Origin of the sequence: Paenibacillus sp. Root444D2 (assembly GCF_001426375.1) — a bacterium.
GTDB lineage: Bacteria > Bacillota > Bacilli > Paenibacillales > NBRC-103111 > Paenibacillus_E.
The window spans coordinates 329,043-342,335 of the sequence record NZ_LMEO01000034.1; the positions used below are offsets into that span (position 1 = coordinate 329,043).

Here is a 13,293-nt window from a genome sequence, read left to right on the forward strand (position 1 = left end):
ACTTTGAGTTCAGCATGATGTACATTCGATGTCTCTATTTGAAAAGTAGTGTGCTGGATTTTGAATTTATTTTCTTTTTCATGGATTTCCTTTTGTAAAATATCCTGTTGTGAACATTGATGACACCATCAATTCTTTCTAACGTCTTTTTAACTTTATCCATCAATGGTTGTGGGTGTACTTTCCATCAATATGTGAAAGGCATTACGAATAACACCCCACGCGCTTTAATCCTGATGCGAATGAGAGAAGATTCACAAAAGGGTTGCTGCAAATGTACAAGCTGATGGCTGCCTAGTTCGTCTGAAGAAGGAAATCATGACTTCACATATGCGGTCATTCAATGACGCTTGTTACGCCGTAGGAAGACTTTCGTTTTACAAAAATAATACTCGACAGAATCAACACGAGACCTGCCAAAAGCGACCCTGAAAACGGTTCGTTAAAGAAAAGCGTTCCCGTCAAAATAGCAACTAACGGTATAAGGAACGCCAATCCAGGGCATTTTTCAGACCGTTTTCAGCTTTAATGCGTTTTCTGGAGACATCCGATTTGTCCAGATTGCTTATCGTATTTCTCCATGGCAGAATCGTAAAGCCAAGTGCTACAATACAATCAAGCGATTAATAAAGGAGTGAATCAGGTGAGAAAATTGACGATAGAAGAGAAAAAGAATTATGATGAACTTGGCTATGTGGTCGTTTCGGATCTATTTTCGACGGAGGAACTAAGTGAGATTAACGAAGAGCTTGATGGATGCGAAGAGCCAGTCCAAACCTCGGGGGAACACGAAGGATTTACGTACCAGCTAGCGATGCTGACCGACAAGACGAAACAATTCGCTCACGACGAGCGGATTCTGAACTTGATCGAGGACATCGTTAAGCCGGGCATTTCCATCTTTTCCTCAAAGCTGTTGACCAAGCTGCCACACAGCGCATCTGTCTGTCACTGGCATCAGGACGACGCATACTATAACGAAGTGGTGAACAGCGATACTCGGATGTCGATCTGGGTACCGCTGCAGGATACGGACGAGCTGAACGGATGCTTATGGATCGTTCCCAGAAGTCATAAGCAAGGGCAGCAGCCTTATACCGTCAAAAATAACGGCACTTGCCGGAAGGCGCTGGACGAGGAGCAGGTCGATTTGACAAAAGCCGAACCGGTGCGAATGAAGGCGGGCTCCATGCTGCTTTTTAACGCGTTGACTTGGCATTCCTCGAAAGGCAACGAAACGGATCAAGTTAGAAGGGCGTTCATCGTTTCGTACCAGGAGGCGACGGTACCGATCGGGCGGGGGAAGCAGCACATCGTTCTGCGTCCTGCGATCTGAGCTGCAAGGAGAGAGTAAGCATTGATAAACGCGACCCAACTGGCGGATCATCTCGATAAATCCGTGTTCTCGATCGCTTTTGCTGGAAATACGATACTCCAGGCCGGTACGTATCAAGCACCGTACATTCACAACATTCATTCCATTCACTATATCGTAAGAGGCACGGGTTTCTACGTGATGAACAACGTCAAATATACTCTAGAAGCGGGATCCGTCATGATGTTTGTTCCCGAGACGACGTTCGAATGGTCGGTCTCGGAGGCAGAAGACGTTGAAATTTACCATATCCGGTTCGACTACCGAATTTGTTGTAAAGAGAAGCAGGAGTGGATTTCACGGTCTTCTGACAGCTGGCTTGCCCCTTTGCGCGGCATGCTTACGACAGTTCGGCCGGCCGAAGTCCGTAGATGCTTTGATAAGGTGTTTCAACTATGGAAAGCCTACGATCCCATTTGGCAATATCGCTGCAATTTGGCGTTTCGGGAGCTATGGCTTTCCTTGATCGACAATATGTACGATCAACAGTACAGTAGTGACGCGGATTCGGCGATTCAGTTCACGTATCGGTATATCGCGGACCATTTCCAGTCTCCTTTAACCGTTGAGCAGTTGGCCAAGAAGGCCGGGCTCAGCGCGGGCTATTACTCCCGGCAGTTCAAGCGGCTCACCGGATTCGTGCCAAAAGACTACATCATTCGTCTGCGGGTTACTAAAGCGAAGGAACTACTGGAACGCTCTGGGCTGACATTAACCGATATATCCAAGCTCGTCGGCTACGAGGACGAATTTTACTTCAGTCGGATTTTCAAGAGGATTACTGGAATGACTCCTTCGTCCTATGCAAAACAATCGAAGAAGCTGTAAACTTTTGCTTGCCCTCACAGGTTCTAAAGGTACATCGCGGGCCTGGACGGGCTGGCAAATACGCTTCTGCAGCTTGGCTTATCGGTTATGATGCTGTCCCCATTTGTGCTATTCACCGATGGCTACAATTTCTTTTCATTCACCAGCGCACCGATTATATTGATGCTTATGTTGGGTATCATTCATGGCGGGATTGGATTTTATCTTTTCTTTGCAGGAATGAAAGGACTTATAGGCCAAAGCATCGCTGTATTGAGTTATATCGACCCCCTAACTTCACTATTAATTTCAGTTCTGGTTGTTGGAGAGAGGATGAGTTTGCAGCAGCTTATCGGCGCTGCCATGCTATTGGGCTCCATATGGATAGGTGAAGCAGGCGGAGAGATGAAAAGGGGAAATAACAACCCTTCAAAATGAGAAGTGTAACTCGACATAGAAACAAGGTAACTGACAGAATCGGCTAGCCTGTTAAACTAACGGCGAACTTATGGTTTAACAAAAAAGGGGTTTCACATATTAGATATGACTAGTATGTGAAACCTTTTATTTAATAATAGTTTTTTAAATTTAAGTCTTGATAAACTGCGAAAATAAAGTTGTAGACTGACAGCAACGTTAAGCTAAACGGGCAGTTTTCACTAATATGAAGAAGAAATTACAATACCCATTAATTGTGGCGAAATGCTTAGATCATGTGTTAGATTCTTTAATGCGAACACTTATGGTGACCAATTCCAGTTTGGCGGTTATTTAAAATATGCTATCAGGAACGTAATAAATTTTCTGCGTATTTTGTTTATTTACTGGGTCTGTAACTATATTAAAATAAACGTTACCGTTTTTTGTCTGTACTCCCTCAATTTCATGGGTTCCCACATTTGTAATATTCACAAGGGTTTTGTATGCTCCTGTGTTGTTCATCATAGCAATCTGCGGAGTTTGACCTTCCGCGCCGCCTGACGTATATATTTCCGTATTATCGAGCATATCAACACCCTGGAAAGATCCGTTCGGTCTGACTATAGCACTTCCCGACTGCGTAAAGCTGGTAACGCAGGCGCTTACCGCCGCAGCACTGTCCATTCGAACCTGTTCATTGCTGTCAAGAAGCTGGTTCAATGTTACCGTGTCATAAATTGACCAAGTTACAGTTCCTTCTGCAGTTTGTATGCGGAAAATAGTATTGGTACTGTTGCCGCCGCTATCAACGCGGTATGTCGTACCTAAACTTGTACCAGTCTCATTGGCGTAATTCATATAGGTGAACCGATGAAGATCCGTATAATCATATGTCGCGCCGGCCGAGTATTGAAGTCTTGCTACCTGGAGCGACCAGTAATACGATGTTGAAGGATCCGCTTTCGAACTGAAATAAAAGTAATTTATATCATTATATGTGTACATATCAAGTGTTTGGCAATGACCGGCATTGGTGACGGTCATTTCATCAACGTATGTTGCGTCACTTCCGTTTATGAGTAATCTTGAAAGATAGCATGTTCCCCCAGACCGCTGAGTTACGTAAAGATACGTTGAAGCGATATAAGCCTTCTGAACAGCCAGGTTGTGATTAAGTCCTTTGAGATTGTATGCGAGTGTTGCTGAAGCGTTTACAGTTTTAGCAGGAGTTGCCGCAAATACGGGCAAAACAGACATTCCCAAAATAAGAATTGCGAGAACAACAGATGTGAGTAGTTTTAATTGCCTTTTAATAAGGCTCAATGCTTGAACTTGAAACATACTGATACCTCCTTTGTTGTGCAATCCTTTACATCTTGCTCCAATGCTCCATGCTACTTGGCCGTAAGCCTCAAGCGGCACCTCCTTATTGTCGGATGAGCCCAGTCAACAAAATAAAAACCCCAACAATAAGACAGGCTCGCAGGCGAGCGAATCAAATTGTTCGGGTTTTCTCATGGACTCCAACCGTCACATATATTCATATTAGGGTGAAAAGTAAGCGCTTTCAAAGCGATTACATGATCATGTTAACAGTTTGTTTCCAGAAAGTCAAGCGATATTTGGCAGCCGGCTTTGCCAAGCTGATTAGGTTGAAGCAATAGAGCAAATATAAAACCGGGAGTGGGACGTTTTGATACCGTGGACAGCAAAGTGTAATAATCTGGTTTCTAGCCAACGAGGTCGATGGTAAGCTCGCTGCAGGAGACGATATTGAGGAAGTAGCTTTCTTCTCCTCTGATGAATTACCAATTATGGCTTTTCCTACACATGATATTATTTTGAAAAAAATTAATTGATGAGTGCCATATTTCATAGCGAACGTAATTTTAATGAAGCTGCACTAAACGGGGGTAAAGGAATGTTTCTAAGATCAGCAGAGGATCAGGAGCTTATTGAGACATGCAAAAGAGTGCCGAACCGAACTTATGCAGGCAATTACAGGACTAAGTGATTTTGATAATGATATGATTAGAGCCCCTGGCAAATGGTCGATCAGAGAAATTGTTCATCTCGAAAATGAACTAAAACAATCGCCCAATTGAATTAGAAACCTGCCTTCCCGTGCTCATGTATAAGAACCCTCCAACTAATTTTGAAACAACACAATCGGAGCCATACGGTTCTGTGGGCTCCCTTTTCTGATTAATTAACGCAGTTTACACTGGATTCTCCACTATCAAAGTATGCAACGGTTCTGCTAACACCCCTCATTTATAATCCATCTCCCACCTCCATATCTCAAAAAAACCTTTACAAAAACAAAGAGGAAACGTGACCTTGATGGCGAATGATATTTACCAGCAATTAATAAATCTAATAGATTTATTAATTGACTACTCGAATGGAGCTATTTCCTGTACTTCGAAATCATTGTGTAAATTGAAACCAAGGAGATGACTAACAAGTGAAAAAGAAACTGTTAACCCGCTGCTTCACCTGCCTGCTGGTCACACAGCTTGTCGCCGGCTCTCTGCTGCCGCTTAGCAGCGCTGCAGCTGCAGAAAGCGCAGCCGCCATTCCCCGCATGCTTATTACTGAAATTGTCCCCGACTCGGGTGGAGACGATGCGCTGGGAGAGGATCCCTTCGAGTACCTAGAGGTTTATAACAACAGTGACCAGTCGATTGACTTCAAGGACTACTCTATTTTATACAGGTACCCGGGAGATCCCGGCAATGATTTGTTCTGGCGGCCTTACACCGATGAACAGATAATCATCCAGCCTAAGCAGACCATGGTTTTCTGGGCGGTTACGCCATCAGGGGAGCCCAAGAAGGTGGCTGACTTTAATCAGCATTTTCAAACCTCGCTCGTTGAAAATAAAGACATAGTCCGGATTCCCGGGGGTCTTAACAACCTGAGGGAAAGAACCATCGTGGTGGCGACTAATACGGGAACAGACATTGTACGCGCAAGTTATAATCCGGGCGTGATCGATACGGCGGCGGATCTGAGTGTCGAGTACGGTGTTCCGGACGACGGCAGTCTCGATATGAAGAAACTCAGCTCCAAGACGGTGCCGGCCTCCCCGGGAACCTTCAACTCGGCTAACGTACCCGCGGAGCCTGTCCGTACTGTGAACGACCCTGTTCCGCCGTCGGTAAAAGATCTTACGGATCTCTCCGGCATCGACCTGATCAAGCCGATTGAGCTGATGGCCGAAGCGGCAGATGATCGTCTGCTTGCGTCCGTTAATCTATATTATAAATCCAACAAGACGACGAATTATAAAATGGTAACCTTGCCGCGCGGCGCCGACGGACGCTTCCGCTATTCTTTGGAGATGATGGAATGGTTCGGGAGCCCGACGCTCGACTACTATTTCCAAGCGTCTGATACCTTCAACGAAACGTCTACGGCTCCGAGAACGCTCAGCCTGGCGGGGAATGAGATAAGCCCTGCGCTGAACGTTCGTGAAGGCGATATTCTGTCAGGTGAGCGGGTTCTGATCGGTTCGTCTGCCACCGAAGGGTCCATGTCGCTGTTGATCGACGGCCAGCCGGTCAGTCCAACGGAACATGCTCTCGAGAAAACGGCTTATTTCGTATTTGAAGCGGACGACATAGACAAAGGGCAGAACGTGACCACCATGGGCACTGAGACGCTCCACTTGATTCCGTTCAGCACTCAGGACTACAAAACTATGGTAGTACCGGTACGCCCCGATTTGTTCAAGTACGGTCAAGCGAATCCGATTGCCCTGCGTGCGGGTTCAGTAACCAGGCCTTATTATGAGAACCAGCCGGAGCCCGGCCTGGATGATTTCAATATCCGCAATGTCCGGCTTGTTTTGGCGGACGGTACGGTCATCCGCGACCCGAAATATGCGAATCCGGCAACCATACTCGACATGGGAGATAACGGACGCTTCCTTCCGGTAGTATACTTCAATTTCACGATTCCCGAGCGCTATTGGGACGGGATCTCTTACCGATGGAATACCGCATCAGCCGTTGATGGACCTCATCGGGTCGAAGTGTCGCTGCCTGACGGCAGCAAGGACACAGCGAGCGTGATGGTAGACAATCAGGGTCCGGTAGTAACTGCGAATATTACGGAAGGCAGTACTTACAAAGGGGCTTTTGATATACAAGCTTCCGCATCGGATGCTGCTTCCTCCGTCAAATCCTTCGAGGTGAAACTGGATGGCAGGCTCATTGAGGTTCCGTATTCCACCTCCTCTGCGGCTCTCACTCCGGGGGAGCATATTCTTGTGCTTAAGGCTGTAGACGCCGGGGGCAAATCGACGGAGAAAACGATCAAGTTCACAACTCCTGCAGAGCTTCCGGGTAAGCCGCTCCTAGCGGCGCCAGCGGACGGAGAACAGGATACGGACACGAACGTGAGCCTGCAGGTATCGGTTTCCGATCCCACCGGCGACCCGCTGAACGTGAAGTTCTTTAAAGGGCAAAAGATCACCGCCGCGGATGCGGGAGTGATTGCTTATAAGCATGCGGCTGATGTGGAGCCCCCTCTGACCATGACGAGTCCGGGAGAAACGCAGCTGACTACCGAAGAACAAACAGCCGCCGGAGCCTCCGATGACCATTACGTTACTACGGACTCGACTCAACAGTTTCCTTATCAGCGCTTTGAAGTAGAGGTGGGGGCGGAAATAGACGCTGGCGACCGTCTCGAGCTTAGCTGGGAAGGGCATTCGCTCAAGGGCCGTAAAATAAGTTTGTATGCGTGGAATCATATTACCGTGAAATGGGACTCCCTGGCGTCCACGGTGGCAGATTCGGAGGAAGATTTTACACTCTCTGCAGCGGTGGACGGCGGTAATTATGCAAGAAGCGGTAAAGTGCAAGTCCTGATTCAGGACGAGATTCCGCGCCGTGAGCAGTACGATTTTACCATTGCCTCTATACCGGACACACAGATATACGCGGAAGTTCAGCCGGAGTATTTTGAGTCCCAAGTCAATTTCCTGCGCGATGCCAAAGAATTGATGAATATTCAATATGTGATGCAAGTGGGGGACATTGTAAACTCAGCAGGCATCAAAGGACAGTGGGAACGTGTGGATAAGTTCATGAAGGTGGTGGAAGATGCGCAAATTCCTTGGGGCGTAGCTGCGGGCAACCATGACGTATTCGACGGAGGAGCTACGTCAGTGCCGGATTACTCGGAATTCTCAAAGTATTTCGGAGAGAATCGCTTTAAGGATAAGCCTTACTACGGAGAGTCGTACAAAGATAACAAAGGTCACTATGATCTGATTTCGGCGAGCGGCAACGATTTTATTTTCGTCTATATGGGCTGGGGCTTTAATGATGAGGACATGGGATGGATGAACAACGTTCTGAAGCAGTATCCGGACCGTAAAGCGGTCATTGTGGTTCATGAATATTTGCAAAATAACGCAGCGAGATCTGCAACCGGCAATCAGATGTACCAAAAGGTGGTAGTGCCGAATCCTAACGTATGGATGGTCATGAGCGGTCATTTCACCGGAAGTGCGCTGCGTACCGACCAGCTTGACGATAACAAGGATGGACAGCCGGATCGCAAAGTATACCAGATTCTTAACGATTACCAGGGCATTCCGAATGGTGGAAATGGATATTTGAAGCTTCTCCATTTTGATACGAAGACGGATACCGTCTATGTTAATACGTATTCGCCGTATTTGGACGATTACAATTATTACGATCCGACCAAGGACGAATTTAAGCTTCCGCTGGACCTGAAGCCAATGCTAAAAAGAGTGGCAACCGATGCGATGACGGTAAAAGTGTACGCTAACGACGCGATCGGATCGGCGCAAGCGGCCAGCGGTTCCACAGCCATGGTCAACTGGAATGGCCTGAAGGGCAGCACGAATTACGAATGGTACGCACTGGCGGAGGACAGCTTCGGCGGAAGGACTTATTCGGATATTTGGTCTTTCCGCACCCGGCTTACCGTTGAAGCCCCGCAAGGTGTGATGGCGGCAAACGTGACTGCGGGTTCGGCGCAGTTGAGCTGGTCCCCGGTAACAGCATCCGACGGAAGCAGCGTTACCTACCAGGTGTACGACAGTCATGGGGCCGTATCTACATCTACGGTAACTGGTACGGTGTATAATTTGACGGGATTGGAGCCGGACACGGTGTATACGTTCCAGGTAAAGACCGTACACTCTTCGGGAGCGGAATCTATGCTCAGCGATCCGGTAAGTTTTAAGACAACGATCGACTTGCCTGCTCTACAGAACGGCTTGCAGCGCTTTATTGCCTCCGGTAAGGTTACCCATCCGCTGGCCATACAGCTGGAAAATGCGCTAAGCCAGGCGGACAAAGATATGCAGATGGGACAGCGGGATCAGGCAGCCAAGAAGATCGAGGACTTTATGAAGCACCTTTCTAATAAAGCACATCAAGAATTGGCGGCAGCGGACGCCCGGCAGTGGCTGAATGATAAAGCTGAGGCTCTGCTTCGCGTCTGGGTCAGATGACCTGCCTGCAAGGCGCAAGCAACAAAAAAACCCCTGGAAGATTGCTTCCAGGGTTTTTTTGTTGCTTTCTTCAAGTTTGGAGCAACCGCGAGTAAAGCCTCATTTCGGTCTTATGTGAGCGCTCCATTCAGCACAGTGTAATCTGGGGACCCGCGCAAGTGCTGTGCCAGATTACGCCCAGCTCGCCAGGCAGTCCATTTGGGCCAAATGGCGCGGTTTACAGCGACAAGCTGTCGAGCGGGATCTTGAACACGCTCTGCAGGACAAGCCCGACGGCCAGCGCAGTCTCGTCTTCCACGTCGGTGAGATGGAGGAATTCCACGTTCCGGCACGTTTGAGGCACTTGGGCTATCACTCGCGCTTTAAGCTCGTCGACGAACGAATCCCCCCACACCGGAAGCATGAACCCGGTGAGCAAAACCCGGTCAGGGTTGAGCAGGGTGACGATATTGGCAACGGCGTAAACGATCGCCGACCTCACCATCTCGCAAAGCTGAACGGTTTCGGGGTCTCCGGCGCGGATAGCTTCTCTGAACTGCTCCACACTCCTGCCGAGCGTCCGCAGCATGCCCCTTGAGGATGCCAGAGTGGTTAGACAGCCCCTGCCGCCGCAGTAGCACTCATAATCGTAGGGCGGCATAAATGCCTTATAGTGGCCTACCTCGCCCGCTACGAAGGAGGAGCCGGTGACCAGCAGCTTCTCTACGACGATGGCGCCACCGATGCCGCTGGCTAATTTAAGTGTCACATTGCTTTTGGAGGAGATCAGACTTCCGCCCATATTCTCGTTGAGCGCAAGCAGATTGGTGTCATTCTCCAGAAAGACGGGCAGCCCGTACTCGTTCTCGAGCAGCTTCGCCAGCGGTATCCGCTTCCAGCCGAGCCCCGGCGAGCGAAGCAAAATGCCTTCGGAGGAGTCAACGAGTCCATGGACGCTGAAGCCGATTCCCTTCAGGCTGGTAGGGTCAGGGGTCTGGCCCATGAGTTTGTCGATCACGCTGCGGATCACCCTAAGCAAGTCCTCTTCGGTCTCGTAACGGTCTGCCTTCACTTCGGCTTCCGCCAAGCGGACGTGCTGAAAATTATATACCGCTCCCCGTGCCGATGTGCCTGACAATTCAATGCCGATCGCACTGAATCGGGAACCGTTAAGCAGCAGGGGAACGCGCTTACGGCCGCTGCCGCTCTCAAGGGATTGCGGTTCGCCTTCGACGATCACTTGATCCTCGAGAAGCCGATTGACGATGTTGGTGACGGTTTGCTGACTAAGTCCGGTTTTTCCAGCTAGCTCTACACGGGAGATCGGACATTCCGAATAGATCAGATGCAGCACCTTCTGCTGATTAATGGATTTAAGCAGCGTGTGGCTTGCATGTTTCAATGTGGACATAAGTCGACCTCTTCCTTGAACTGAACACGTTTATTCTCTTAGTAGAAATTAGTTTACCACGCAGGTCATTACTGGGTAAAGGCAGGGATTTTTGTCGAAAGATATCTATTGTATCTAAAAGAAAAAACAGGTAATATAATAATAAATAAAATTGATTTATTAATTGAGTGTAAATTGTAAGCGTGTTCATACCACGTGAATCAGCGATTTTTAACAGATCTCTTACATAACGATAATCATCGCCAAACAATTATCCTCTATCCTTAAACTTAATAAATCAATTTTTTTTATTAATTAGAGGGGGTTTCAGTATGAGAAACAAATTTGGAAAGATTACGGCTTTTAGCCTGGCTGTTGCCATGTCGGGTTCGCTGCTTGCAGGTTGTACAGGAAAAACGGAACAACCATCCGCAAGTCAGCCTCAGAATCAGACGAAAGTGGAAGTCTACGAAAATGGGCTGCCGAAGATAGAAAAAGTGACGCTGAAGGTTGGTTTCTTTATGGGAGGCTATGGAAGGGAATGGTTCGATTATGCCGTGAAGTCCTTCCAGGCCAAATACCCGAACGTATCCTTCGACGTTACCGCATCGGCGGACATGAAGAACATGATTCAAACAAAAATTTCCGCAAGCAACGACAACGACATGTTCGACATTTTCAATACAACGCCGCCGTCCGGAGCACAGGGTATCATTTCCCTGGCTGAAGCCGGTAAGCTCGAGCCTTTCGATAATATGTTCGACAAGAAGCTTCCGGACGTACCGGGCAAAGCAGTGAAGGAACTCATGATGCCGGGCCTCGCCGAATCGTTTACCAAGGTGAACGGGAAGGTATACGAGTTTGCGACTTCGAGCTCCTACGGCGGATTATTCTACAATAAGACGCTGTTCGAGCAGAAGGGCTGGAACCAGAACCCGAAGACATGGGCTGAGTTTAACGACCTGCTTGCCAAAATTAAGGCGGACGGTCTGGCTCCGATTACTTTCCCTGGAGTTTACCCTAATTACTATGACTGGGCCTTTGGACCAGCAAAGCTGTTTGAGCTGGCCGATATCAAAGGAAACGCCGATAAGGTGATCGAAAATTATAAAACGTACAACGGTCCTCAATTTACGAGCGAGGAAAGCTTGGAACACTGGAACCGACTGTATGAGCTGGGCAAGAAGGGGTACTTCCCGGAAGGACTGCCGGCCTTAACGCATACCCAGTCCCAGATGCAGGTGATTCAAGGCCAGGCCGCAATGGTTTCCACAGGAAGCCACGTGGAGAACGAAATGAAGAAGACTACGCCGGAAGACTTCAAATGGGGCTTTATGGCGGTGCCGTTTAGGGATAAGGCGGAGCAGAAGCTTTGGATCCGAAGCGGAATCACTAACTTCCAATACATGTGGGCCGGCAAGCCGGATCTAAATAAGAAGTGGTCTAAGGAATTCATTCTGTGGCTGATGACGCTAGATAACCAACAGTTTGCCGCAGAAAAGGCGGGCGCTCTCCCGATGAGAAAAGATTTGATTGACGACGCGAGTAAAGTCGTTAAGCTGTCCACCTCTGCGCAGGCGATTCTAAAGTATATTAAGGATAATGATGCCCGTTCTTATAAGCCGCACAGAACCGTCAGCATCTCCGATCCGAACCTGGCCAAAGCTAATAAGATGGTGGAAGAAGCCACGGTGAAGATCGTATTAGGTAAGCAGGATCCGAAGCCGATTCTCGAAGAAGCGGACGCTTTGCTCAAGAAAGCGGTAGAAGCTCAGAAGAAATAAGTTCATAGGCGGGGAGGGATTCTCTCCCCTTTACCATTTCCCTTCATAGGAGTTGACTTCCTTTGTCCGAACCCACTGTACTGAAAGTTAAATCCGCTTCCTCCGGCAGCATGGGACTGGATAAAGCGCGGACGCAGAAGTGGATTTTTCTAATCATGGCCGTCGTGCCGCCGTTCGGTGGCTATCTGCTGTTTACGCTGCTTCCGAATGTTTTATCCGTTTACTATGCGTTATTGGATTGGGACGGGCTAACGGATTCCAAATTTGTAGGGCTCAGCAACTTTGTTACCGCGATTCAGGACGAGTATGTATGGCGGGCGCTAAAGCACAACCTTATTTTTATGGCAACGGTACCGGCACTTGTCGTACTCATTTCCTTAGTGCTAGCTTATCTGGTCACATACAAGACTTATGTGGAAAATGAGTTCCTGAAAATCTTGTTTTTTTTTCCGAACGTCTTATCCATTGTTGTCGTTGCTCTATTATGGGCATTCATATATGACGGCACGTACGGCCTGCTTAACAGCGGTTTGAAGCTGCTTGGGATCGATATGAACCATTTTTATTGGCTGGGCAGCGAAGGTACGGCACTGTGGGCGCTGATTCCTCCATGGGTTTGGGGTGGCGTCGGGCTCTATGTCATCATTTTCGTAAATGCGATGTCGGCCATTCCCAAGTCGCTGTATGAATCGGCTATTATCGAAGGCGCAGGACATATGACACGGTTATTCAAGATTACACTGCCGCTCATTTTGCCCGTCGTCCGGGTCAGTGCGTTATTCCTCGTGATCAGCACGCTCAAGACATTCGAGCTTATTCTGATTATGACTAACGGCGGCCCATCCGGCTCCACGGATGTAATCGGTCTCTATATGTTCAACCTTGCTTTCGGTAAAGAGTACATCAACTACGGTTACGCTTCCGCTGTCGGTATGATTCTCTTCGTCATCTTGATCACGGCCAAACTGCTGATGGATAAGTTTCTGCCAAACCGAAGCGTAGAGTATTAGAGCCTACTTTTTAAAGCGGGGAGAAG

8 protein-coding genes are annotated in these 13,293 nt (G+C 48.2%); 6 read left to right on the forward strand and 2 right to left on the reverse strand.

The window, feature by feature from the left end:
- Positions 1–643 precede the first annotated feature (643 nt).
- Genes ASD40_RS19805 through ASD40_RS19815 form a run of 3 tightly spaced genes read left to right on the forward strand, consistent with a single transcriptional unit; the run spans position 644 to position 2,620 of the window.
- On the forward strand, positions 644–1,336 hold the full coding sequence (locus tag ASD40_RS19805) for a phytanoyl-CoA dioxygenase family protein (protein ID WP_057304872.1): 693 nt from the start codon (positions 644–646) through the stop codon (positions 1,334–1,336).
- Positions 1,337–1,357: 21 nt separating this feature from the next.
- Positions 1,358–2,203, forward strand: a complete 846-nt coding sequence (locus tag ASD40_RS19810) for an AraC family transcriptional regulator (protein ID WP_057304873.1) — start codon at positions 1,358–1,360, stop codon at positions 2,201–2,203.
- A gap of 42 nt (positions 2,204–2,245) precedes the next feature.
- On the forward strand, positions 2,246–2,620 hold the full coding sequence (locus ASD40_RS19815; RefSeq protein WP_442952684.1) for an EamA family transporter: 375 nt from the start codon (positions 2,246–2,248) through the stop codon (positions 2,618–2,620).
- Between the two features lie 333 nt (positions 2,621–2,953).
- Here ASD40_RS19815 and ASD40_RS19820 read toward each other — a convergent pair whose 3' ends face one another.
- The gene (locus ASD40_RS19820; protein ID WP_057304874.1) at positions 2,954–3,943 is read right to left on the reverse strand and encodes a helveticin J family class III bacteriocin; all 990 of its coding nucleotides are present in this window, start codon (positions 3,941–3,943) and stop codon (positions 2,954–2,956) included.
- Between the two features lie 1,126 nt (positions 3,944–5,069).
- On the opposite strand from ASD40_RS19820, the gene ASD40_RS19825 reads away from it, so the two are divergent.
- The gene (locus tag ASD40_RS19825) at positions 5,070–9,104 is read left to right on the forward strand and encodes an FIMAH domain-containing protein (protein WP_057304875.1); all 4,035 of its coding nucleotides are present in this window, start codon (positions 5,070–5,072) and stop codon (positions 9,102–9,104) included.
- A gap of 217 nt (positions 9,105–9,321) precedes the next feature.
- Here the strand turns inward: ASD40_RS19825 and ASD40_RS19830 are convergent, their stop codons facing one another.
- Positions 9,322–10,494, reverse strand: coding sequence for an ROK family transcriptional regulator (locus tag ASD40_RS19830; protein WP_057304876.1), 1,173 nt, complete (start codon positions 10,492–10,494; stop codon positions 9,322–9,324).
- A 311-nt stretch (positions 10,495–10,805) separates the two neighbouring features.
- Between ASD40_RS19830 and ASD40_RS19835 the strand changes: the two genes are divergently transcribed.
- Together ASD40_RS19835 and ASD40_RS19840 are read left to right on the forward strand one after the other, a co-directional pair.
- Positions 10,806–12,257 carry an extracellular solute-binding protein gene (locus tag ASD40_RS19835; protein WP_057304877.1) on the forward strand — a complete coding sequence of 484 codons (1,452 nt, stop codon included), beginning with the start codon at positions 10,806–10,808 and terminating at the stop codon, positions 12,255–12,257.
- Positions 12,258–12,319: 62 nt separating this feature from the next.
- Positions 12,320–13,267, forward strand: a complete 948-nt coding sequence (locus tag ASD40_RS19840; protein WP_057304878.1) for a carbohydrate ABC transporter permease — start codon at positions 12,320–12,322, stop codon at positions 13,265–13,267.
- The last annotated feature ends 26 nt before the right edge of the window (positions 13,268–13,293 follow it).